Genomic DNA, 23,789 nt, shown 5'->3' with positions numbered 1-23,789 from the left:
ATGAGGCAGCCTGAAAATGTTTTCAGGCTGTATTAGGCATTATCAATTTCCAAAATGATAGGTAAATGGTCGGATGCGGTAAATTGGCTTACGCGGCAATGTCCTTTCAGGCTGCCTTTGATAAAAATGTGGTCAAGTGTGCGTTGTGGTTTCCAGCTTGGGTAGGTGGGTAAGCCATCGCTTAAACGGATGTAATCGTGGTCGGTAAGCAAGCAAAGTTGTTCGGCTTCGGGGGGGCAGTTGAAATCGCCCATCACGATGACGTTTTCAAAAGGTTCAAGTTGTTGGCGAATAAAGCGTATTTGATGGAATTGGTCAAGCGCACCCAAACTTAAATGGACATTGGCAACGACAAATTCGCCTGATTCGGTTTGTACTTGGGCGGCTAAAATGCCGCGTCCTTTGATGCGCGAGGGTAGGGCGGTGTTGACAACTTCGCGCAAGGGGTATTTGCTTAAAATCAGGTTGCCGTGTACTGATAATTTGCCAACGATGCGGTTGGTTTGGTAAATATAATGTGTAAAGGGGGTTTGGCTTAATAGTTGTTGTACTTGGTTGGCAAAGCCGTTGCGAAAGCCTCCTAAATCAATTTCTTGTAGGCAAACAATGTCAAAATCGCTGATGTATTTGGCGATGTTGGATAATATTTGTGTTTTGGCAGGGCTGGGTAAAATTTGGCGATGTAAGCGCGAAATATAGCTGAAATAGCTGTCCGATGCGATGGCAGCCTGAATGTTGTAGCTTAAAATTTTCATGGTTTTACCAGCGATATGATTGTCCAATAGAACCCCATACGCCGCCGTTATTGGCATTGATGTGGGTATGGGTATGGGCGCAGCCTGAAAGAGTGGCGATGAGTGTTAGGGTGAGTAGGATTTTTTTCATGATGATTGTTTATATATAGTGGATTCAATTTAAATCAGGACAAGGCGACAGCGACCGCCGTTACACATAGTACATAAGGAAGCTGGCAACGCTGTACTAGTTTAAATTGAATTCACTATTAAAGTTGGTAATTAGGATAAGCAATTATAGTTATTTTAATACAAAAAGGCAGCCTGAAACGTCAATTTCCGCGCCCACGCAAACAGCAACAAAAATGGCAAACTGATGGGCAACAAACCTGCACCAAACTCGCGCCACAAAGTTTGTTCTCTCTGCTGATACCACGCCAATGTTTGTTCGGACGACCAAAGTATTTGATTGTCCACGCGCAAGGAAACAAGACGGGCTTCTTTTTGATTTTCAAGAATGTATTGGGCTGTGGCGGTTTTGCCTGCGTGTTGGTAGATGTCTTGGCAGATGAATTTGTCCATTGCCTTTTTTGAATGTAGGTCGCAATTAAACTTCACGCCAGCCAAATCCAAAAAATAAAATGTGCAACGTCCCCCTTTGCCACATGGTTTGGTAAAACTGGATGGGCTTTCGGGAATGCTGCCTGAAAGGGTTTGGGTGCGGTTGGCAATAATGTCTTGTTTTTCTGTTGTGTATTCAAAATATAAAGCAATCGGGACAAACAATAATACCGATAATACGCAGATTTTGAGCCATTTAACCCAATAAACCGAGCCATTCAAGCCATAAACGAAAAATGCTATTCCCCAGTAAACAAAGAACCATGAACGCCCCCACATTTCATGAACCATGTCCACATAAGGCATGGTTACGAAAAGCAACAAAATCCATTTGAAAGCAAATACATCTAAATTGCCATTTGATAAAAATAAGCTTAATAGGGCAAGAGAAGAGCACAATGTCATCATGCCAAATACAAACAAGGTTTCCAAGCCCAACAAGCTATAAAAACAAAACGGTGTGATTGCAGCAAATAGCAGAACCAAGAAAAACAAAGGATTTTCTTTAATTTCAACCATTTTTATTCCTTTCAGGCTGCCTGAAAAAGAAAAGCCATCGTCATTCCCGCGTAGGCGGGAATCCATTTTTAACTTTAAGAAACAAAAGTTTGTTTAACCCAATGTTGGATTCCCGCCTGCGCGGGAATGACGGCAATTTAAAGGGTTCCGCAGTTTTGCAAAGATGATAGTATAGCTCGTCAATAACAAATCTTAAAATATTTATATCTCATTGATTTATTTGTGTATATTTATTTGACATTTTTTCAGATTGTAAAATGGCACGAGTACAGTTTTTACTCTGTAATCGTGTTGATTTAATTGGTGTTTTTAGTCAAAGCTGCGCTATTCTTTGACTTTTCCGCGCGTATTGCTGCTTACTACTCTTTTTGGGTTTCTTGTGTTTGTTCTATTTGTTCTATTGGTTTTTTGAACGTTTGTTTCTGATGCCTTTCTTTGTCAAATGGCTGACCTGATTTGTGTATGCAGTAACAGATTTTGGCGAGCTTTCGCATAATGGCTGTGATAATAACCATTTTGGGCTTTTTGGCTGTTTCTAGGTTTTTAACCAAATTAGGGAAATAGCCGTAGTTATACGCAACCAGAGCAGGATAAAAGAATGCTGCTTTTAGTTTCTTGTGTCCATATCTAGAAAGCGAGCATTTTTTATTGACACTTTCTCCTGATTGTTCAATTTTGGGAACTAGTCCGCAAAATGCCATGAACTTGTTTACATTCTTAAAATCTCGTGAGTTAAGATAGTGCAAAATAATGGGAGCGGTTTTGTTGCCAATGCTGGGAATGGTTAACAGATTTCTGTACTGTTGATTTAGTTCATTATTTTTCTTAATCATTTTTTCAATTTCATTTTGTGTCAGCGACATTTGTTCTTCAAGTGTTTGAATAATAGCGTTGTGAACAGCATGAGTAAAATCATCTTGTGATGCGTGTTTTCGGTTTTTTTGTTGCGTGATTTGTAGATTGAGTTGTGAGTAGAGTGCGATGAGTTTGTGAAGATGGTATTGATGATTTTTGGGAGCGATGTAGAAGTCTAGTTTATCGTGATGACGATAAGCATATTCTGCTATGAGTATGGCATCGGCTTTATCAGTTTTGGTGCGATTGAATAGGGATTTGCCGTATTCTTTTATTTTGAGTGGATTAATCACTACAACATCGTATTTCTGTGAAAGATAATTGGCTATGGTTTCATAATAAATCCCTGTTGCTTCCATTGCGATAATGAGCTTTCGGATGCGGTGTTTCCTTATCCACTCATCAATTTTTAGGCAGCCTGAAATGTCATTGCTTATTTTCAGGTTGTCGGTTTTTTTGGCTGTTTTGAGATGACAGTCAGCTGTAGCCTTTGAAATATCTAGTGCGATTACGTTCATGTGGGATTTTCCTTATATGCAGCCTATTGTTGTTCACAACGGCTATGATGATAGTCAATCTTCAATAGATAAAGGCTGCCCGATAATTCTTTGCAACAGTTTGAAACTATGGTTTCTATTCTATCTAGGCAGCCTGATTTTAGTTTTGCGCTAAACCAAAATCTCTAAACCAGCTCCGTAGAAATGGTTTAGGGTTTTTGGTTTATGTTTGTGAAATTCAACGACTACCGCCCTACGGTTGGTGGGTACGATTTTTGCAAACGTTACTATGCTTGGGGCATAGTAACATTTACAAAAATCGCACCTATAATGAAGTTACTGAATCACTTTCAAATGACTTGAATTGGCGGGGCTGAGTGATGGAAGTGGCTCGCCGCCAAGTTCGGATATTTGCGCAGTCGATTGAACTGGTTGCCCAACGGTTTCACTTGGCTGAACATCTTGATATTCGTTTTTCAAATATGGATTGTAAATGCCGTTTTCAGCAAAATCCATACATAAACCTTTATCCATATCTCTAATGGGTGTCGCTTGGTCCGTATAGCAAGTACATTTTTTAGATGATTTAACACACATAACTGGGTAAGGCATCGTCTGATAATTACGATTAAAATTATCATAAATCGGTGCTGTCCACGGTCTGCCTTCAATATCAGGCTTAAAGTCTTCAACTTTAATTGGCTGCCTTTGTGGTTGAGTAGGTTCAGATACACTCATATTGTGTGCATTGCCTGAATACTGACCAACAGGCACACTATCAGGCTGCATTTGTGCTTGTGATGCTATTTGATGTTGTTGCGTTATCGTTGTTTGATTTGTTTGATTTTTATCTGTTCCAAATCGCTGATTATAGCGGTTTATCATATGTAAAATCATGAATATACTGAAAATTATTGCGATTGGAATAATATAAATCCACATGGTTCGTTTACCTGAAATTTTATTGTGTTCTTCAGCAGATTTATACAAACCAAACGCATCTTTATGAAGACGGAAGACGCTGTTTTTTGCTTCAGAAATATCTGTTTTGCTTTCAGGATTGGCGCAGCGCGCCCAGTAGCTGACACGGCGAACACCAAGAAGGGTGTTGCTGATATTGCGATGCTCACCAACGAGAGAGCGAACATTTACATCTAATAAACGTGGATGCTGTGTAAGAATAAAAATATCAACACCCTTGTGTCTATGAGTTTCCAACGCTTGAACATGTTCAGGTACTTTTGCGCCAGCAGAACGCGGACGGAAAATTCTTTGTGCTTCATCAATCACTAAAATCGCGCCAGTAGGTGCCCAAACATGCCAATCTTCCATTGAATGACCTTCGGGAATTTCTTCGTGTGGCAATTTTAAATCTGGAATACCTTCTACATACAAAGGGCGTGTTTTTAAATCCTTGCGATTGAGCAACATAGAAACCATTAAACTGGTTTTGCCCATGCCTGGCATACCTGTTATTAAACTAATCATATTAACCCCTTAAATATAATTCAATTTAATTAATAAATCATTGTTTATTAATTATTTATTTGAGAATACTGTCCCTAGTTTAGAAACTGCTTTGAATCCCAATGAAAAGGAAATGGCAGACATTAACCAGTTTAAAGCGACACCGCCGCCAGCTAAATAGAAGATTTGTAATGAAGCTGATGGAATGTCATCTAATCCGCTGGAAATACGGGAAATCATTTGTTGTTGCAACGCGGTTACACCTGTGTAGGTTATGATGCTCAAGCCTAGAGCAGCCATGATTTTGCCGGCTAGCGTGGTAAAAACCGATGTGAGTAATAAACCGATAGAACCTTTCATTTTTATTGCCTTTCTATTGAATCTTTCACAATTAAAAACGATAAAATCATGGCAAGAAAAATCAACCATGGTCTCAATTTCAACGCACCATCACACATTGGCTGATAGCTGAATAAGAAGCGGTTTCCCAATAAATTTAACTCTTCTGGTGGTGGGCATACGCCTGTTGTTTGAAAAATATTTAAAGGGTTTAAGCTGATATTGACCGTATTTGTCGGTAGCTTTATGTCTTCGTAGTCCATGTTGCCCAAAGGGCTACACATCAAAGAGTTAGGATTCATCGCACAAATATCAGGTGCAGAAGCTGTTGATTGGCTTTTAGGCGTTTCTGTCTGTGATTGTGTTGATGAAGTGTTTTGTCCTATCGGATGTCGTGTTGGTGCTTGACTGGTATGTGCATTTAAGTCTGGACGTGGTATCGTTGATGTGGTTACACTTCCGTCTTGGTTTACAACAAATTGAGTTTGTTGAGCTTGGTTGCTTCCAGCAGGTGTGTAGGGGGGAGAGACGAAGGTGTTGTCAGCTTGGCTGCCTACTATTGTAGTTTGTGTATTTTCTGCGCCAATACCGCCGTTTCCCGCGCCTAACTGCCACATCATGTTGGTGATGGCTTCTGTTAAGGCTTGATTTTGGGCGAGATTCTTGTCCAAATAATCTGCAATAATTGCCATAATTTCTTGCTGATTTAACAGGAAATCTTCCAGAGTTAAGGTGTTAGGCGATGAATTAATGGCTTGAGCTATAGCATCTTTATACTGGTCGTAGTTTTTCTCCGTTACTTGAACGGAATGCCAAGTTGTACCAGAAGGAGGATAGCAGCTACGGCTGTAACAATTCCAATCCCCGAACCCCCAGTTAATTTCTTGAAAAAAATGTCCACTTTTTGTACCGCCTTGACCAATATTAGAATCATGAGGAAGAATTTTGACATGACCTCCATAATAGCCCTCCGTTATTAATAATTTAGGGTAAACTGCTGGTTTACCTGTTGCCGGGTTTGGAAGGTATTTATTAAAATCTTCATTGTTTTTACGCTGTTGTTCTGCCTGTTGAGCAGCAGCTTGGGCTTTTTGTGCAGCTGCATTTTGAACGGCTTTTCCCATTTCTTTGCCTGCCCTGGCGTTTTGGAAAATGTCAAATAAACCATAAAGACCAGAGCCGAGACCAGAGAAATCAAATGCTGCTGTTGCGTGAGCAGCTGCTTTTCCGTAGTCTCCTTGCCCGAGTGATTGAGCTGCTTGTTGAGCGTGAGGACTGTTGACGACTGCACCAGCGATACTTACACCTGCGTAGGTGGCAAAGCCTTTGCTTAAATTGCTCATTTTGCCTACATTGGTTTGGGTGTTGACGGTGCCTGTTGCTTTTGCGCCGTGCGAATCGGTAAAGGTGGCGGGGTGGGTTTTGGTGGCGGTTACGTTGCCGTTTTGGGCTTTTACGCTGTTGAATTGTTTATTTGGAACATTAATTGTAAGACCACTATCAAGACTCCCAGAATATGTGGCACCGCCCCTAATAGGAGTTTTAACATGAATAGGATTTCCATTAGCAGTACGAGTAATAACAGCTTGTGGAGTATTAGGTGGGATATAGGCAGTATCAGCAAAAGAATTGAGTGATACAAAAAGAAAAAAAGGAATTAAAATACGAAAAAGCTTCATGATATATTTCAACTTTCACGGAGATAAACAAATGGATTACGACATTAAAGATTTCACATACAGCCCAAGTGTGAATTTATGGAGTGGCACTTTTAAAGAAAATTTAGGAATTCTCAGCTGCTCAACACACATTGAAATAGACAAAATGACCTTTGAAGAAATGCAAACCAATAAACCTGTTTATTTAGGTGTTATGGCAAGCATGGAACAACTTCAACCCATTTTAGATAATCCACATCTGTTTGATGCTGCACTATTAACGGCAGTTAATGCTTTAAAAATTCAATATCAAAAAATCAAAATTCAGCAAGAATAATCACAAAGGCAGCTTTCAGGCTGCCTTTTATTGTTGCCATATCCAGCCCATTAAAAAAATAAGAGTAAAAACGGTGCTGTGAACAGCAGCCCGAGTAAAAACATGATTGTGTCGTTCATTTTTATCCTTTCTCATCTTGTGACTCCAATTCGCTTTCTGTTGTGTCAGTTTCTGTAAACATGTCTGTTACAAATTGGTCTATCGGGTCATCTGGTGGCTCATCTGTAAACATTTCGCTCGCAAAGGTGCTAGCGGTATGCTCGTTTGTTTCATCAAAGAAGTCTTGAACAAATTCATCGGTAAAATGGCTATGTTCTTCTCCGTCTTGATAGCTAAACATTTCATCGGCAAATTGTTCATCGGTCATGTCTATACGCAGTTCTCCCATTTCGGCTTCTCTCATCATTTTGATGACTGCTGCTACACCAACAATTATCACGGTTATGAGAATTAAAATTCCTGAAACAACATATAAATCGGTGTTTAATCCTTCTGTGGATTTTTGAATGGCTTGACCTACTACTGTTTGAGTTTTCGCTCCGCTTGAACCGCCACCACTTGAACCACCACCACTTGAACCACCACCGCCTATCATTTCCATGCCTGGTTTGGGTTTACCTGTCTCCATTTTTAACACTCGCTATTTGTGTCTTGATTGATTGCATACAGCATTCTTATTGCCGTTTTAATGCCGAAAGTAAGTAAAAATAGTCCGATTAACATAGTCCCAACTTGTAAACCTTCTATAAAAGATTCTTTTGGGTCGCATTCTGGAAATGTGAGAACTATTTTTTGAGTGCCGTAATACCAGTTACCATTTTGGTAGACGGGGGTTTTTAATTCCCCGTCCGCCGTAATGGTCGGAACTACCATACTCATTTTGTAATTGGACGCTTCCTCCGAAGTGGCGAAGCATTGACCGCCTACTCTATAACCTTTCATATGGTAGCTCCTTAAGATTAACCGCCTTTGCGTAACATACGGATTGCTGCGCCGATGCCAACGCCGACTACGACAATGCCGATTACAATCGCGCCTGTTGCCCCCAAGTCTTCAACCAAGCCTGTTGTGCCTTGAGTTACTGCATCTGCGATTGTGCCAGCTTGTGCGCTTGCGGTTGCCAATGCTGCTGTGGATACGACTGCTACACGAGTCATTTTTTGTTTGATGTTCATGATTGAACTCCTTAAAAATTAAGTTAAAAAAATGGAAAATGGGCGGTTATCAAGGGGTTTATCTGCGCAACCGCCCGGCACGCAGTAAATTGGGTTTGGGTTTTGGATTGAATTTGATTTGGGCTGAATTTGCTTTTTGCTTTTCAGGCTGCCTATTTAGGTAGGTAAAAAGTAAAAATGGTAAAGGGTGCGCCTAAATCTTCCCCTGCATCTAGGGCATCTTGCATTTCTTCAAAATGCCCTGCCTGTTTTATGTAGGGCGTTTGCCCTACATCGCCATCGGGCGAGGGATACAGGAATTCGCACGTTTCCAAATCCTGCACGATGTATTTGATTTGCATAGGGTTATCCTTTTGCTGGTGGAGCAATCAGGCGAATGTCTTTCAGAACTTCGCGTTGTTTGCCTGATGCGTTGGTTTCTGTAACGAAGGCTAACTCCATTTCGCAGGGGAACGTTACACCGAGAAATTTGTTGAAGTTGTCGCTTTTGCCAAAGGGGACTTTGGCTACGCCAAAGCCTTTCGCGTTATCTTTGTCGCTGCTCAATGGGGCTGCGATTAAGACGTTGCAGTTGTCAATTTGGTTTTTATCTACTTCGCCTTTGAAGCGGGATACGCCCATGACAATTTTCTTTTGGTAGATGAGTGGGGTTTGTTCGTTAAAATTTAATGACATGATGTTGTCCTTTTAGTTTGGGTTGGAAAAAATGTGCCGTATTTGGAATAGAGATAGTCAAGATGGCTTTCTTGTTCTCTTCTTAAATTTTCGGCTTCGCGTAAATGGTGGTTAATGCCGTAGTATTGCTGCTGTTTCCAGATGTCTAGCCAGCGTTTGAAGTCGTCTGGAAATTCGGCTATCAGTTGTTTTTGCCAATCGGTTTTTAATTGGGTGTCTTGGTCAAAGATTCTGATGGCGGTTTCTATTTTGATGACTTCGTCTAGTTCGTCTGTTGGCAATTCGGTGTAGTCAATGTCTTCTGTTGTGAGATAGTGAACTTGAGCTTTGTCGCAGTCGTATTCTTCTGGGTTTAAGCCTTTTGGGTATTTGTCTTCTTCGCCAATTAGGGCTTCTATGATTTGTTCGGGTGTCCAGCCAATATCATTTAGGAAGCGGACCATGCGCCCGACTTGGTTTTTGGCGTGGGCTAGTTTGCTGTCAAAAGTGATGTTCACTTTTTCGGTCGCTGCTTCTATGGATTGGGCTGTTGTTGTAAACAGGGTTTCTCCGACTGGGTAGGCTCCTGTGAGAAATTCGCCTGGTGCGGTTAGAATTTCTAGTGGAATAACGCAGTCTTTGTTTCTGAACTCTATTTCAAAGCGTGTCCATTGGCTGTCTTTGTCGCCTAGTTGTCTGCCTTTTTCGTAAACGCGGACGAGTTTGGAACTGCCACGTCTCCCGATGTAGAATGTTTTGCCTGTGTAGTCTTCTTCTCGCCAGGCGGTGCCTTTGCATTCGCTTTTTGGGCGTTTGTTTGCACGGTTGAATAAACCTTTGTTGTGGTCTAACATGGCTTGTTCTGGGCTGTATTCGCCATTGAAGAAGTCATGAGCGCAGTCTATGCGTGTAATTCTTGGACGGACGGCTTGGGTTAGGAATTGGTATAGTCTTTGTTCCCAACCTGGTTTTGCTGCTTGGCAGCCTGTATAGTCGCAGAATTGAAAAATCATTACAGCGTTGCCAACGTCCTGATGTGTTTTCACACACGGCGGACGTTGTCGCCTTGTACTGCTTTTTCACTTCTACGACTATACCTGTTAATTCAATTAAGATGGTTTCTCTTTGTCCGCCGATGTGAAGTGTCCCATATTCGGTTTCTTTGGTGCCGAGTCGGTAGAATGCGTTGTAGAAATAACGTCCTTTACCTGCTTTTTCGCTTACGCCGAAACCGAAAATGTCTTGTAGGATTTCGCTATACGCGGCGACATACTCTAAATCTGTGATGCACAGTCCTTTGTTGATGTCTATGGTTTGTTTCTTGATTGTGAATGTGAGTGCGTCTATGAATGCGCTGTCTTTTTGTCCTTTGCGTAAGGGAACTTCTAGGATTTTTCCGCCTACGGTTACGGCGTGGGTGAAGTATTCGTAGTTTTGGAAATCTAGAGTGGTCATTTTTTAAGTTCCCTTGATAACTTGGTTTGTTTGAATTTAAGTAAATTTTTTTATTTGTTCCCCTGTATGGCTATTTAGGGATTTTTGTTTGTTCCCCCCCTATTAGCCTAGGGGGGCTTGCATCGCGCTGGCGTTGGCAAGTGTCGCTTGCGCTGCCCCAGCCACCGCCTTGCGCGATGCTGCCTTGTTTGGCTAATTGTGTGGTTTGAACATCTTTCATTTTCAGGCTGCCTTTTTCGCTTTGTTTTGTCTTGCTAACTCTCGCCAGTCGGTTTTTTGGTAATCTATGGCGTTTTCAAATAGGGTTAGATTTTGTGCTTCAAACTTGGCTATTCTTTCGCAGACTTCGGCGAGCGTTTGACAAATGTAGGTTTCAAATTTACCCATCTTGCCGTTCTCTATTAGCATTAAGCCTAATCGGTAGTTTTGACTTTCTACTAATCTGTCTATGCGGACGTTCATGTCTATTTTGCTCATCTCTTGCCTACTTCCTTCATGTTAAAAGCCCCTTGAAAATTAACATTAGTTAATTCAAGGGGCTTTCGCCGTGATTTTAAATTTTTGACTGCCCCTTGAATTGGGGGCAATATATAAGGGTTAGATTTTGTGCTTCAAACTTGGCTATTCTTTCGCAGACTTCGGCGAGCGTTTGACAAATGTAGGTTTCAAATTTACCCATCTTGCCGTTCTCTATTAGCATTAAGCCTAATCGGTAGTTTTGACTTTCTACTAATCTGTCTATGCGGACGTTCATGTCTATTTTGCTCATCTCTTGCCTACTTCCTTCATGTTAAAAGCCCCTTGAAAATTAACATTAGTTAATTCAAGGGGCTTTCGCCGTGATTTTAAATTTTTGACTGCCCCTTGAATTGGGGGCAATATATAAGGTTTCAGGCTGCCTGAAAACATCACATTTTCAAATATCCCCTTCTGCCGTATCCCCTTCCGCTTCCATCCACGCGCGGCGGCTTGCGGCTTCGCCTTTGCCCATCAGTTTCAGAAACACGGTTTCCGTGTGCGCTGCGTCCTGTTCGGGGATTTGTACTTGCAATAATCTGCGCGTGTCGGGGTGCAAGGTGGTGTCTTTCAGTTGGTCGGGGTTCATTTCGCCCAAGCCTTTGAATCGGCTAATGGAAAAACCGTTTTCGCGAATTTTTTCGCTGCTCAATCGTTCCAAAATCGCGTTCAATTCGCTTTCGTCTAGCGCGTACAATTTGCGGGCGGGCTTGTTTTTGCCTTGCGCGTTCACGTCAACGCGGAAAAGCGGCGGTTGTGCCACATAAATGTTGCCATTTGCCACCAATTTCGGGAAATGGCGGTAAAAAAGCGTCAAAAGTAAAACTTGAATGTGCGAGCCATCCACGTCCGCGTCCGACAAAATGGCGATTTTGCCGTAACGCAAACCGCTCAAATCCACATCGTCATTTGCGCCATGTGGGTCAACGCCAATCGCCACGGAAATGTCGTGGATTTCGGCATTGCCAAATAATTGGTCTCTGTGAATTTCAAAACTATTCAACACTTTACCGCGCAAAGGTAAGACTGCCTGAAAACGTTTATCTCGCGCCAATTTGGCTGAACCGCCCGCGCTGTCGCCTTCCACCAAAAACAACTCGTTTTCGCGCACGTCTTCGCTTTCACAATCCGTTAATTTGCCAGGTAAAACGGCTACGCCCGAGCCTTTTTTCTTCTCAATTTTTTTCACGGAACGCATACGCGCTTGGGCTTGTTTAATCGCCAAGTCCGCGATTTTCTTGCCCATTTCCACGTTTTGATTGAGCCACAATTCCAATGGGTCAGCGCACAAAGTCGCCACCAATTTGAGCGCGTCGCGGTTGGTCAATTTGTCTTTGGTTTGCCCTTGAAATTGTGGGTCAAGCACGCGCGCGGACAGCACAAATGCCACGCGGTTGAACACGTCATCGCTTTGCAATTTCACGCCACGCGGTAAGAGATTGTGATGATTGATAAAATTGTTCACGGCATGGAAAGCGGCTTGCTTCAAACCTGCTTCGTGCGTGCCGCCCAATGGCGTGGGAATGAGATTGACATAGCTTTCGTTGGCGCAATTTCCGTCTTCCAGCCATGTGAGCGCGAATGCTGCGCCTTCGCCTTCGCGGAAATCTTCGTGGCTGCCTGAAATGTAGTTTTCGGCAGCGAAAATGGGAACGGCTTCTTGCGCGTTTGCCAATAAATCAGCGAGATAGCTGCGTAAACCTTGCGGATAATGCCATGTTTGGGTGTGGGCGGTATTTTCAGGTTGCCCTTTTATGTGGCGCGTTAGCGACACGCTCACGCCTTGCAATAACACGGCTTTGGCACGGAGCAGGCGTTCTAATTCGGCTAAATTGTAGTTGGGCTGTTCAAAGTATTTGGGGTCGGGGTACACGCGGACTTCGGTGCCTGTGTCTTTCAGGCTGCATTTGCCGATTTCGTGTAGGTTTTCAATTACTTCGCCATGCGCGAACACGATGCGTGAGATTTTGCCTTCGCGTTTCACGGTTACTTCCAAGCGCGTGGACAGGGCGTTGGTTACGGACACGCCCACGCCATGCAAGCCCCCTGAAAAGGCGTATGCGCCATTGCCGTCTTTTTTGTTGAATTTGCCGCCTGCGTGGAGTTGGGTAAATACCAGTTCTACAACGGGAATTTGCTCAATCGGGTGTAAGCCTGTGGGGATGCCGCGTCCGTTGTCGCGCACGGTCAGCGAGCCGTCTTCGTGCAAAATCACATCAATTTGTGTGGCGTAGCCGCCCAAGGCTTCGTCTGCGGCGTTGTCGATGACTTCTTGGCAGATGTGGGTGGGGCTGTCGGTGCGGGTGTACATGCCAGGGCGTTCTTTGACGGGTTCTAAACCTTTGAGAACTTTAATGCTTTCTTCTGAATACTGATTAAATTGAGCCATAAATTATGTAATGTTGAAAATTTAGGGGGCGTATTGTATCGCAAAAAGTCTTTCAGGCTGCCTGAAAACTTGTAACAACTATCGGATACTTGTATCCGACCTGTTATTTTGAGTTTTGCAAAAGTTTGGCTTGAAGTATTTGAAACAAAAATTGTGAAAAATATTTGGGTATTGTGTGTTTTCAGGCTGCTTATTTGAGGAGTTTAATATCCATCATTTTAGGTATCTTTTAATTAAAGTCTCTGAAATAGGTGTAGGCGGATACTGTCATTCAATTTTTTATTATTAAATAAGATTTTGTATAAATTGATCATTATCTTTATTGGAGTGTGTGGTCTGAAATATTAAAATAGATAATGGAGATGAAATATTCGGGATTTGCATTTTTAGGTCATCTATTTGAAGAATGTAATATTCATCATTTAACCATGGCGAAATGTGATTTTTAGTAGATAGTAAGCTAAATTCCACATAAAATTGTGTCTTGAATAACGGAAATATTTTGGAAACATTGGTTGCCAATAAAAGGCAGCCTGAAAAGCATCAAAATACAACTATCAAAATGCTACAAATAGTATAAAAAATATCTTGAAAAATATTTTTCAGGCTGCTTGATTGAAAAATATTTTTACATATAAACAAATGGTTAATTTGATTTTTGATTGAATTGTAGGGCTTCGTATTTTTTTGACATAAATCTTATTCTTTTTTGACTTTTAAAAAAACGGCAAGTCGTTAAAATGCGCATCAAGAGATACGGAGCGAGAGAGAAAAAACGATAGCAATGTTGTTTAATCTCGATGATTACAAAAATTGTAGTTATCACGTTTCGTAGATTTTAACCCGTTGCTAACCTGTGAGTTTACCAGTGTTAGTCTTTTGAATGTAGTGCTGTAAGGAGAATTATCATGGCAAAAATCGTTAACTCTTGGAACGACTTTGACCCTCTAAAACACATTATCGTTGGTGTGGCAGATCACAGCGTAATCCCTGATGAAGAACCAGCTACTTCTGAAAAAGTGCCTGTAGACAGCGAAATGCGCGGCATGTGGGGTCCTCGCCCATTAGAAACAGTTGAAAAAGCAAATGCTCAACTGAACTATTTGGCTAAAGTATTGGAAGATCGTGGCGTTAAAGTTGACCGCCCAACTCCATTGCAATGGAACCAACCAGTCATCACTCCAGATTTCCGTACTCAATCTATGATGACTTGTATGCCTCCTCGTGATATTCTGTTGACAATCGGTAATGAAATTATGGCTTCTGCTAACTCATTCCGTTGCCGTTACTTTGAATATCTGGCTTTCTGGCCTCTGATGAAAAAATATTTTGACGAAGACCCAGAATTCAAATGGACTCAAGCTCCTCGTCCACGTTTGACTGACAAATCATACAAACACAACTACTACGATGAAAAAATTTCATTGGAAGAACGTTTGGTTCGTACAGCAAACAAAGACTTCGTGACAACTGAACACGAACCAATGTGGGACGCTGCAGACATTATGCGTGTAGGTAAAGACTTGTTCATTCAACATGGTTTGACTACTAACCGCACTGCAATGGAATGGTTCAAACGCTACTATCCAAACTTGACTGTTCACGCAGTTAACTTCCCAGGTGACCCATATCCAATCCACATTGACGCAACATTTGTTCCTCTGCGTCCAGGTTTGATTATTAACAACCCAACTCGTCGTTTGCCACAAGAACAACGTGCAATCTTCGAGAAAAACGGTTGGGAAATTGTTGATGCAGCTATGCCTGCTCACAAAGAACCTCCTCCACTGTGCTACAGCTCAGTATGGTTGTCTATGAACTGCTTGGTATTGGATCACAAAACTGTGATTTGCGAAGCTTCAGAAGTGAACCAAATGGAACAAATGGACAAATTGGGCATGAACGTAATCCCAGTTCCATTCCGCGATGCTTACCCATTCGGTGGTGCATTACACTGCGCTACTGCTGACGTATATCGTGAAGGTGGTTGTGAAGATTACTTCCCAAATCGCAATTTCAACGATGCTACTTTAGTTTAATTGTTTAAATTGTAATAGCTAGAGATAAGTCATGGATGGGTTTAGCTGTTCATGACTTATTTTAACTTAAAATTTAGGAGTCTTAAGATGGATACGACAAGTCGCGAAAAACTTAAAGGCTTTGGTTTCATGTTTTTGTCTTCAAGTTTGATGGGTGGTATCGGTGCATTCGCCAGGTATATTGAAGCACCAGGTATGTTTATTTCTTTTACTCGTAGTTTTGTTGGTTTTATTGGAATGATTTTAATTTTTGCCGTTGCTGGCAAATTATATAAAGTCAAACAAATTAAGTTTTCCCCTACAATCTTTTTAAGCGGTATATTTTTAGGCTTGCTTTCTGGTCTATATGTTTGGTCAACTCAGTTGACGACATTATCTAATGCGGCATTTTTAATTTACACAGGGCCGATTTATTCAACATTACTAGCCACAATCTTTTTAAAAGAACCATTTACTAAATTGACTGCAGCATCATTAGTAGCTGTATTCATAGGTTGTTTATTAATCATTGGTATTATTAGCAACGGTGAAAATGGTATTGAAATGAGTTTAAGTCTAGATCCTAAGTATATGAAAGGTAATTTAATTGCTTTGGGTTCTGGCGTTGCTTATGGCTTGTTCTTGTTCTTTAGCCGTTATCGTGGCGATGTTGATTCAGATGTTCGTTCTTTCTTTAACTTCTTATTTGCTATTTGTACTATTGGTATTATTTTGCTCTTTATGCAACCTGATTTGTCCCAAATGACTAGTCGTGGTTGGATAGTTTTGATTATTGCTGCGACAGTAACTGGTTTTGGTGCTTTCTTTTTCTTAACAGTAGCTTCTAAAATCTTACTGGCAAGCGAATTGGCAACTATTTCATACCAAGAAACAATTATGGCAACATTATTGGGGATTGCGTTGTTTGCTGAACCTATTACAGGAATGCAAATGTTAGGTGGTGCTTTGATTATTTTGGGCGGTGTTTCTCAAATCTTCTTTGCAATGAAAAAACCTAAACAATCTGAATCGTTAGAAAATAAATAATTGAATTATTTCTAAATAATTATTATTAACATACATCATTAGTAAGAGGTGCATCATGGCAGAAGTAAATATTATGCGAATTGACGCATTTAGTTATCGTGAAAAAATTTCTAATGCTGAAACAGTAATGCTTGTACCAGTAGGTGCTGTTGAGCAACATGGTCCGCATATGCCTTTGGGTGTAGATACTATTTTATCTACCAAAATGGCTGAATTAGTAGCTGAAAAAATTGATGGATTGGTTGCGCCAACAATTGCCTTTGGTTATAAATCTCAACCTCGTTCAGGAGGTGGAACACACATAGTCGGAACATTTGGATTTAGTGCAGCCCATGTCATTGAATCGGCTAGAACTTTAGTAAATGAGTTATTCCGTCATGGACTGAAAAAAATGGTGTTTGTAAATGGACACTATGAAAACTATCAATTCGTGTACGAAGGTGTTGAATTGGCATTGAGAGATATTCGTGCTATTTCAGATAAACTACCTAAAGTTTTGATTTTATCTTATTGGGATTTTGTTACCCCTGAAGCTTTGGAAAGATTGTATCCTGATGGTTTCCCTGGTTGGGATATTGAGCATGGTGGGGTTTTGGAAACTTCATTAATGTTAGAACATTTCCCTGATTTGGTACATATGGATAGAGTGATGGATCATCCACCAGCACAACTGACTAATTATGATGTGTTGCCAGAAATTCCAGAAAGAACACCTCATTCAGGCTGCCTGTCTTCCGCCAAACCATCATCTGCAGAAAAAGGTCGTATTTTGACTGAGGTTGCAGTGAGTGAAATGGTTAAAGCAATTCAAACAGAGTTTGCTTAAAATTTATCATTGAAAGTTTTACATATAAAAATAAATTTGTATGTAATCTTAATTGAGTGATTGTTGCAGGATACATGAAATGCGTAGTTATCTGATGAAATTAAATTTTGATTGGAGTATGTATTGAAATGTATCCTGCATTATTATCATGAGTCATTATAAAAAAATATCAAAGCTTTGATGCTGGAGAGGAGGCTGTATCGATTATTAATAATTTAGCAAATGAATAGAATTTTTTGGAGAATTTAGAAAACTTGGAGATATATACTATGAGTACTTCAACTAATAGTAGCACTCCCATCAACAAAAAAGTTGGCTTTATTAATGCATTTATTGCAGCCACTTTGATGGGGTTCGTAGGCTTTTTTGCTCGTAATATTAATGCGCAAGGCGACTTTATCGCTTCTTCGCGTATGTTATGCGGTACACTCGCATTTTTAGCTATTTTAGCGTACAACGGTAGGTTGCATACCTTAAAAGAATTTAAACTGTCTTTCCCAATGATTTTAAGTGGTTTTTTCATGGGTAACTGTTTATCAGCTTATGTGATGGCAACTAAATTGACATCTATTGCCAATGCAGTGTTCTTTATTTATGTTGGCCCTATTATTTCCACTTTACTTGCCGTAATTTTCTTGAAAGAAAAAATGAGGGCAACAACATGGGCTTCAATGGTCGGTGTATTTGTTGGTATGTTGCTGATTGTTGGTTTGGTTAGTTTTGAAGGAGGCAGCCTGAAAATGGGCTTCGAATTCAAACAAGAAACCTTCAAAGGCGATATGTTAGCATTGTATTCAGGTGTAGGTTACGGTTTGTTCTTGTTCTTCAACCGTTTCCGTACAGAAGTACCAGGGGACACGCGAGCATTTTGGAATTTTTTGTTTGCATTAATCGGTATTTTGGCATTGTTCCCAATTACTCAGCCAACTATTGCTAATATGGGTACTTCTGACTGGATTTGGTGGGTTGCAATCGGTTTTGTATGTGGTTTTGGTGCATTAGGTACTTGTTCCATCGCAACACGCCATTTGAAAGCATCTGAATTTGCCTGCGTATCTTACTGGGAATGCGTGGTAGCACCAGTATTTGTAGGTTTGATGATTTTTGGCGAACCATTGAGTATGGCGCAAATTATCGGTGGTGCATTGATTATTGTTGGTGGTATGAGCGAAGTGATTGCTAGTCTATTTTCTCGTAAACAAAATAAAGAAGTTGATGATAATACACCAACAGCAACGGCAGCTTGAAAATTTGTTTCAAAATTGATGATAATTTGAAAGGTGGTGTGAGAATCTGTTCAGCCACCTTTCAATAATTTGTAATAAATTTTGATGTATTTATTAGAGCAGCAAGTAGTCATGTTTTTTCAAGTTGCGTTGTTAGGAATAGGCAGCCTGAAAAAATAAAAATGACTTACTGTTTTATTTTATGCAAAAATTAATCAATTTTTGATATCTATATTGATTAAATAATAGTTTTTATTGTGATTTTAGTATTGCCCTGATTACGCAAATTTTAAAAGCCATCATAACTCCAAATTGGTAAAATTAAAGAGTTGCCATCAGAATTACCCTTAATTTTTATAGATAATACTGAATGTCATTTCCTTGAAAATATATTGAAATTCTATTTAACTTTCGCAAATTTGCAACAAAATTCTAAAAAAACGAAATATTTAGAACAATAAGACTAGAAAAATATTTTAATCAGTCTATACTTGAAACTGTCTTCTTTAAAACATGATTGGAGATTATTATGTCAGCAACACACACAAATAATTCTGTACCGGAGCTCACGGAACAGGAAAGTCAAGCACTTCGTAAAGCAGCAACTTCCAGCTTCATCGGTAATTTTGTGGAATGGTTTGACTATGCTGCTTATGGTTATCTTGCAGCTATTATCAGTAAAGTATTCTTTCCATCGGAAGACCCGCAAACAGGCTTGATTGCTACTTTTGCTGTTTTTGCTATTTCATTCATTATTCGTCCATTTGGTGGCATCGTTTGGGGACATTGGGGTGACCGTTATGGTCGGCGCGAAGCACTCGCGTGGTCAATTATGATTATGTCCATTTCCACTTTCTGTATCGCACTTATTCCATCTTACGCATCAATTGGTATCGCTGCACCTATTTTGTTATTACTCGTTCGTATGGTGCAGGGTTTTTCTGCATCGGGTGAATATGCAGGTGCATCAGCTTTCTTGGCAGAATATGCCCCCAAAGGCAAACGTGGTTTATATACCAGTTTAGTGCCCGCGAGTACCGCTGCTGGCTTATTGTTAGGCTCATTACTTGCAGCTTTATTGCACACTGTGATGGAACATGATGCATTGCATGAATGGGGCTGGCGTTTACCATTTTTATTGGCAGGTCCATTTGGCTTAATTGGTCGCTATATTCGTTTACACTTGGAAGATAGCCCTGTTTACCGCGAAATGGAAGCTAAACTGGATAAGAACCAAAAAAATACCAAATTACCTATTCAAATCTTACTTACTAAATACCGCAAAGAAATGCTCATTGCGTGTGGTGTGGTAGCACTTAATGCTGTAGCGTTCTATACAACATTAAGCTATATGCCAACTTATTTAAGTACCGTATTAGGTATGGATGAAACCCATTCATTCATGGCATCAAGCGTAGGCTTATTAGCATACATCGGTTTTATTTTTATGATGGGACACTTGTCTGATTTGTATGGACGCAAAACCATGTTGCGACTGGCTTGTATCGCATTTATCCTATTTTCCGTGCCATTATTTATGCTGTTGGAAACCAATCATTTCATCATGTCGCTTTTCGTTACATTGGCATTTGGCGTGATGTTGGCAATGAACGATGGTACATTACCGGGATTCTTGACCGAGATTTTCCCAACGCATTTGCGATTTAGTGGTTTTGCCTTGTGTTTCAATATGGGTAACGCTTTATTGGGTGGTACAGCACCATTGGTTGCTACATTGTTGATTAAATATACTGGCAGCGATTTAGCACCTGCTTGGTATTTGGTACTTGTAGCTATTATCTCACTCATTGCAATTAGATTTAGCGTAGAAACCGCATATAAAAAATTGTAATTAAAAAGAAATGCAGCCTGAAAAATATGTTTTCAGGCTGCATTTTTCAAAATGATATTTTTCAGGCTGCCTTTTGTTGTGATTCAAAAAAGGCAGCCTGAAAACACATCATCGTCTATCACCCAAATCTAATCCTGCACCAATCTCATAAAATTGACCGCCCGATACATAATGCAAAGTGCGCATTTCCGCAGGGGCTGTATTAAATAACCAATGACCATCATAGAATACACGGTTATCCGCCCAAGCACCTTGCACTTCGCCAATAAACAAATCATAAGTTTGCTGATTATGTGGTTCAGGTAATACCTTGCACACCAACCACGCAGCACAACCAGAAACCAATGGTACATCAAACCCAGTTTGGCGGAATATTTCAACATTCTGAATTTTTTCAGGATTCTTATGACGACTATTTCCCATCTCCAAAACCAAACGTGCTTGTGATTGCACAGGAATTTGCAGGGCAAAATAGCCACTTTGTTCAATCAAGCTGCGCGTGAAAGTACTTTTATCCAACACAACCGTTACACGGCAAGGCGAAAAATCCAATGGACTACTCCACGCCGCAGCCATAATATTGTCTACACCATCGTGATGCGCAGACACCAACACAGTCGGTCCATGATTGAGTAAACGAAAAGCCTTATTGAGAGGCACGGGAGAAATATTCATAATCTAATTTGAAATAAATAAAATGGTGCGATGATAACCGATTTTGTACTTTCAGGCTGCCTATTTTGGCTATTTTGTATCATAATAACGCTTTTTGGCAGCCTGAAACGGTTATTTTATTTTCATCATAAATTCTATTATCTGACTATTTTGAAACAATAAATTGATTTCAATAGTTTCAGGCTGCCTGAATATTTTGGCTGCATACTATTAAGGCAGCCTGAAACACCTTTCCTGAAAAAATCATTATGTCCACCGAAAAATCCTGTTTCCATTGCGGTCTCCCTGTTCCCGAAAACATCCATTTAACCATTATTTACGAGCAACACGAAGAACCCACTTGTTGTGCTGGCTGTCAAGCAGTTGCACAAGGCATCATTGATGCAGGGCTGGGCAATTATTACAAAAACCGCACCGCCAGCGCAGAAAAAGCCAGCTTGCCACCCGATGAAATTTTGGCGCAACTGAAATTGTATGATTTGCCCGAAGTACAAGCCGAATTTGTGGAAATGCTGCCTGAAAATGAAAAAGAAGCCATGTTAATGTTGAGCGGCATCACTTGCGCGGCGTGTACATGGTTGATTGAGCAACAACTTTTACGCAAAGCAGGTATTGTCAAAGTAGAATTGAATTACAGCACCCAAAGAGCGCGTGTGCGTTGGGATGATGCGCGTGTGAAATTGTCAGAAATTTTGCATTTAATTCAACAAACAGGCTACACCGCCGCACCATATGATGCGCAAAAACAGGAAGAACAAGCGCAAAAAGAACGCAAAAAAATGCTGATTCGGATTGCGGTTGCAGGTTTGGCGAGTATGCAAACGATGATGTTCGCGCTGCCAACTTATCTATATCAAGATATTGAAGAACAATATCTGCTCATTTTGCATTGGAGCAGTTTTTTGATGGTGTTGCCCGCGATTTTCTATTCCGCGCAGCCATTTTTCATCGGTGCATGGCGCGATTTTCACAACAAACGCACAGGCATGGACACGCCGATTGCGCTTGCCATCACGCTGACATTTATTGCAGGCATTTACTCGCTGACACAACATTCAGGCAGCGGCTTGTATTTTGAAAGCATCGCCATGCTGGTGTTGTTTTTGTTGATTGGGCGATTTGTGGAACAATCGGCGCGGCGCAAAGCTGGCGATGCAGCCGAACGTTTGGTCAAACTGGTGCCTGCGTTTTGCCATAAAATCAAGGATTTGGAAAAAGAAATCAGCGAAGAAGCGGCGGTTGTATCATTGAAAATGGGCGATACGATTGTGGTACGCGCTGGCGAAATTGTGCCTGTGGACGGCATTGTTTTGCGTGGCGACAGCGAAATCAACGAAGCGATGCTAACGGGAGAAAGCGTGCCTGTTGTCAAACATTCAGGCAGCCATGTTACCGCTGGTACTTTAAATGTGGCAAGCCTATTGATAATTCAGGTAGAACAAGTGGGCAATCAGACTCGTTTGGCGCACATTGTCAAACTGCTTGACCGCGCCTTGTCGCAAAAACCGCGTTTGGCAGAATTGGCAGAAAAATATGCGGCGGGTTTTACTTCATCGTTGATTATGATGGCGATTCCGACTTTTGCTGTGTGGTGGTGGTTGGCGGACGCGCAAACGGCGTTATGGATTACGGTGGCGTTGTTGGTGATTACTTGTCCGTGCGCTTTGTCGTTGGCGACACCTGCGGCATTGGCGGCGAGTACGGGACGGTTGGCAAACGAGGGCGTGTTGATTGCGCGTGGGCATGCTTTGGAAACGTTGGCGCAAGTTTCCGATGCGGTGTTTGATAAAACGGGGACATTGACGGCTGGAAAATTGTCGGTGAATCAATTTGTCAATTTTTCAGGCAGCCTGAAAGATGCTCAACTAATTGAAATCGCACAATTATTGGAACAACATTCAGAACATCCGATTGCAAAAGCGATTTTGGGATTGGGTACGGATTTGTCTCATCTATCTGCAACAAACGAAGCAAAAGATGCGCCACAATCTGATTTTTTCAGGCAGCCTGAAATCCAAATCGCGCAAAAAATCAACAAAATTGGACAGGGTATTTCGGCGCAAATCACGGTGCAGGGTGATACGCAGATTTGGTCTATTGGTAAGCCTGATTTTGTGGCGGAAATTGCAGGAATGCAGCCTGAAAGCATGCGTGAATTGGCGCAGCAGGGTAGCGTGATTGCGTTGGGCAATCAAAACGGTTTTCAGGCTGCCTTTTTGTTGCGCGATACGATTAAAGCAGATACCGTAGAAATGTTGCAGAAATTATCTCAACAAAACATTATGTTACATATTTTGAGTGGCGACAATGAAGCTGCGGTGTCGCAGTTGGCAAATCAATTAAATATTGCAAATTATTGTGCCGCTGCCACGCCCGAAGACAAATTGGCGTATGTGCAAGCCTTGCAAGCGCAGGGCAAGTGCGTGTTGATGTTGGGCGATGGCATCAATGATGCGCCTGTATTGGCGATGGCTGATGTGTCGGTGGCGGTGGCGGGCAGCGCGGACGTGGCGCGAGAAGGCGCAGATGTGATGTTGTTGAACGATGATTTTGCGGCATTGCCATTGATGTTGGCGCAGGCGGCGAAAACGCAGCGGATTATCCGCCAAAATTTGTTGTGGGCAACGGGCTATAATTTGCTGGTTGTGCCGTTGGCGGTGTTGGGCTATGTTACTCCGTGGATTGCGGCGCTTGGTATGAGTGTGAGTTCTTTGATTGTGGTGGGCAATGCGTTGCGGTTGAGGAAAATCTAGTATAGTCGGTTAAAATATATAGTGGATTCAATTTAAATCAGGACAAGGCGACAGCGACCGTCGTGTACACCTAGTACATAAAGGAGCTGGCAACGCTGTACTGGTTTAAATTGAATTCACTATAAATGGTACAGCGTTGCTAACACCCTTATGTACAACTTATACACGGCAGATGT

Annotated in this window: 26 protein-coding genes; 7 read left to right on the top strand and 19 right to left on the bottom strand. The window is 41.3% G+C overall.

The window, feature by feature from the left end; all coding sequences use genetic code 11:
- Window positions 1–32: 32 nt before the first annotated feature.
- The 7 genes from MIS45_RS09765 to MIS45_RS09735 all read right to left on the bottom strand — a co-directional run bounded on the left by MIS45_RS09765 (window position 33) and on the right by MIS45_RS09735 (window position 6,711).
- On the bottom strand, window positions 33–755 hold the full coding sequence (locus MIS45_RS09765; RefSeq protein ID WP_249450407.1) for an endonuclease/exonuclease/phosphatase family protein: 723 nt from the start codon (window positions 753–755) through the stop codon (window positions 33–35).
- Between the two features lie 4 nt (window positions 756–759).
- Complete coding sequence (locus MIS45_RS09760) at window positions 760–885, bottom strand: lipoprotein (RefSeq protein WP_249445794.1); 126 nt, start codon at window positions 883–885, stop codon at window positions 760–762.
- A gap of 155 nt (window positions 886–1,040) precedes the next feature.
- Complete coding sequence (locus MIS45_RS09755; protein WP_249450406.1) at window positions 1,041–1,940, bottom strand: hypothetical protein; 900 nt, start codon at window positions 1,938–1,940, stop codon at window positions 1,041–1,043.
- Window positions 1,941–2,233: 293 nt separating this feature from the next.
- Window positions 2,234–3,247, bottom strand: coding sequence for an IS110 family RNA-guided transposase (locus MIS45_RS09750; protein WP_249450405.1), 1,014 nt, complete (start codon window positions 3,245–3,247; stop codon window positions 2,234–2,236).
- A gap of 315 nt (window positions 3,248–3,562) precedes the next feature.
- Window positions 3,563–4,657, bottom strand: a complete 1,095-nt coding sequence (locus MIS45_RS09745; RefSeq protein ID WP_249450404.1) for a zonular occludens toxin domain-containing protein — start codon at window positions 4,655–4,657, stop codon at window positions 3,563–3,565.
- 108 nt (window positions 4,658–4,765) lie between these two features.
- The gene (locus MIS45_RS09740) at window positions 4,766–5,053 is read right to left on the bottom strand and encodes a DUF2523 family protein (RefSeq protein ID WP_249450403.1); all 288 of its coding nucleotides are present in this window, start codon (window positions 5,051–5,053) and stop codon (window positions 4,766–4,768) included.
- 2 nt (window positions 5,054–5,055) lie between these two features.
- Window positions 5,056–6,711: a virulence factor TspB C-terminal domain-related protein gene (locus MIS45_RS09735; RefSeq protein WP_249450402.1), complete on the bottom strand. Its 1,656-nt coding sequence runs from the start codon at window positions 6,709–6,711 to the stop codon at window positions 5,056–5,058.
- A 31-nt stretch (window positions 6,712–6,742) separates the two neighbouring features.
- On the opposite strand from MIS45_RS09735, the gene MIS45_RS09730 reads away from it, so the two are divergent.
- The gene (locus MIS45_RS09730; RefSeq protein ID WP_249450401.1) at window positions 6,743–7,027 is read left to right on the top strand and encodes a hypothetical protein; all 285 of its coding nucleotides are present in this window, start codon (window positions 6,743–6,745) and stop codon (window positions 7,025–7,027) included.
- Window positions 7,028–7,148: 121 nt separating this feature from the next.
- On the opposite strand, the gene MIS45_RS09725 is transcribed toward MIS45_RS09730, so the two are convergent.
- From MIS45_RS09725 to MIS45_RS09675, 11 genes are all read right to left on the bottom strand, one after another.
- Window positions 7,149–7,655 (bottom strand): hypothetical protein, encoded by a 507-nt coding sequence (locus MIS45_RS09725; protein WP_249450400.1) that lies wholly within the window; start codon window positions 7,653–7,655, stop codon window positions 7,149–7,151.
- A 2-nt stretch (window positions 7,656–7,657) separates the two neighbouring features.
- Window positions 7,658–7,969, bottom strand: a complete 312-nt coding sequence (locus tag MIS45_RS09720; RefSeq protein ID WP_249450399.1) for a hypothetical protein — start codon at window positions 7,967–7,969, stop codon at window positions 7,658–7,660.
- A 17-nt stretch (window positions 7,970–7,986) separates the two neighbouring features.
- Entirely contained in the window at window positions 7,987–8,202 is a 216-nt protein-coding gene (locus MIS45_RS09715; RefSeq protein ID WP_249450398.1) for a hypothetical protein, read from the bottom strand.
- Window positions 8,203–8,354: 152 nt separating this feature from the next.
- A complete protein-coding gene (locus tag MIS45_RS09710; RefSeq protein ID WP_249450397.1) occupies window positions 8,355–8,543 on the bottom strand; it encodes a hypothetical protein in 189 nt (62 codons plus the stop codon).
- 4 nt (window positions 8,544–8,547) lie between these two features.
- The gene (locus MIS45_RS09705) at window positions 8,548–8,877 is read right to left on the bottom strand and encodes a hypothetical protein (protein ID WP_249450396.1); all 330 of its coding nucleotides are present in this window, start codon (window positions 8,875–8,877) and stop codon (window positions 8,548–8,550) included.
- On the bottom strand, window positions 8,868–9,761 hold the full coding sequence (locus tag MIS45_RS09700; protein ID WP_249451377.1) for a replication initiation factor domain-containing protein: 894 nt from the start codon (window positions 9,759–9,761) through the stop codon (window positions 8,868–8,870). Before MIS45_RS09700 ends, MIS45_RS09705 begins: the two co-directional genes overlap by 10 nt.
- Window positions 9,745–10,311 carry a hypothetical protein gene (locus tag MIS45_RS09695; RefSeq protein ID WP_249450395.1) on the bottom strand — a complete coding sequence of 189 codons (567 nt, stop codon included), beginning with the start codon at window positions 10,309–10,311 and terminating at the stop codon, window positions 9,745–9,747. Before MIS45_RS09695 ends, MIS45_RS09700 begins: the two co-directional genes overlap by 17 nt.
- Before the next feature lie 70 nt (window positions 10,312–10,381).
- Window positions 10,382–10,531: a hypothetical protein gene (locus MIS45_RS09690; RefSeq protein ID WP_249450394.1), complete on the bottom strand. Its 150-nt coding sequence runs from the start codon at window positions 10,529–10,531 to the stop codon at window positions 10,382–10,384.
- A 2-nt stretch (window positions 10,532–10,533) separates the two neighbouring features.
- Window positions 10,534–10,788, bottom strand: coding sequence for a hypothetical protein (locus MIS45_RS09685; RefSeq protein ID WP_249450393.1), 255 nt, complete (start codon window positions 10,786–10,788; stop codon window positions 10,534–10,536).
- Window positions 10,789–10,864: 76 nt separating this feature from the next.
- The gene (locus MIS45_RS09680; protein WP_249450392.1) at window positions 10,865–11,080 is read right to left on the bottom strand and encodes a hypothetical protein; all 216 of its coding nucleotides are present in this window, start codon (window positions 11,078–11,080) and stop codon (window positions 10,865–10,867) included.
- A 147-nt stretch (window positions 11,081–11,227) separates the two neighbouring features.
- Window positions 11,228–13,216: a DNA topoisomerase IV subunit B gene (locus MIS45_RS09675; protein ID WP_249450391.1), complete on the bottom strand. Its 1,989-nt coding sequence runs from the start codon at window positions 13,214–13,216 to the stop codon at window positions 11,228–11,230.
- A gap of 908 nt (window positions 13,217–14,124) precedes the next feature.
- Between MIS45_RS09675 and MIS45_RS09670 the strand changes: the two genes are divergently transcribed.
- The 5 genes from MIS45_RS09670 (at window position 14,125) to MIS45_RS09650 (ending at window position 20,185) form a co-directional block, all read left to right on the top strand.
- Window positions 14,125–15,255, top strand: coding sequence for a serine/threonine protein kinase (locus MIS45_RS09670; RefSeq protein ID WP_283397266.1), 1,131 nt, complete (start codon window positions 14,125–14,127; stop codon window positions 15,253–15,255).
- Window positions 15,256–15,342: 87 nt separating this feature from the next.
- Window positions 15,343–16,281, top strand: a complete 939-nt coding sequence (locus MIS45_RS09665) for a DMT family transporter (RefSeq protein WP_249442432.1) — start codon at window positions 15,343–15,345, stop codon at window positions 16,279–16,281.
- Window positions 16,282–16,336: 55 nt separating this feature from the next.
- Complete coding sequence (locus MIS45_RS09660) at window positions 16,337–17,107, top strand: creatininase (protein ID WP_249446778.1); 771 nt, start codon at window positions 16,337–16,339, stop codon at window positions 17,105–17,107.
- A 269-nt stretch (window positions 17,108–17,376) separates the two neighbouring features.
- Entirely contained in the window at window positions 17,377–18,354 is a 978-nt protein-coding gene (locus MIS45_RS09655; protein ID WP_249450390.1) for a DMT family transporter, read from the top strand.
- A gap of 508 nt (window positions 18,355–18,862) precedes the next feature.
- Complete coding sequence (locus tag MIS45_RS09650) at window positions 18,863–20,185, top strand: MFS transporter (protein ID WP_249450389.1); 1,323 nt, start codon at window positions 18,863–18,865, stop codon at window positions 20,183–20,185.
- A 108-nt stretch (window positions 20,186–20,293) separates the two neighbouring features.
- Here the strand turns inward: MIS45_RS09650 and MIS45_RS09645 are convergent, their stop codons facing one another.
- On the bottom strand, window positions 20,294–20,845 hold the full coding sequence (locus tag MIS45_RS09645; RefSeq protein ID WP_346766860.1) for a flavin reductase family protein: 552 nt from the start codon (window positions 20,843–20,845) through the stop codon (window positions 20,294–20,296).
- A gap of 263 nt (window positions 20,846–21,108) precedes the next feature.
- Here MIS45_RS09645 and MIS45_RS09640 point away from each other — a divergent pair, with 263 nt between their 5' ends.
- A complete protein-coding gene (locus MIS45_RS09640) occupies window positions 21,109–23,613 on the top strand; it encodes a heavy metal translocating P-type ATPase (RefSeq protein ID WP_249450387.1) in 2,505 nt (834 codons plus the stop codon).
- The last annotated feature ends 176 nt before the right edge of the window (window positions 23,614–23,789 follow it).

Origin of the sequence: Wielerella bovis, from assembly GCF_022354465.1 — a bacterium.
GTDB classification, from domain to species: Bacteria; Pseudomonadota; Gammaproteobacteria; order Burkholderiales; family Neisseriaceae; genus Wielerella; species Wielerella bovis.
This window is presented reverse-complemented; position numbering and strand designations above follow the sequence as displayed.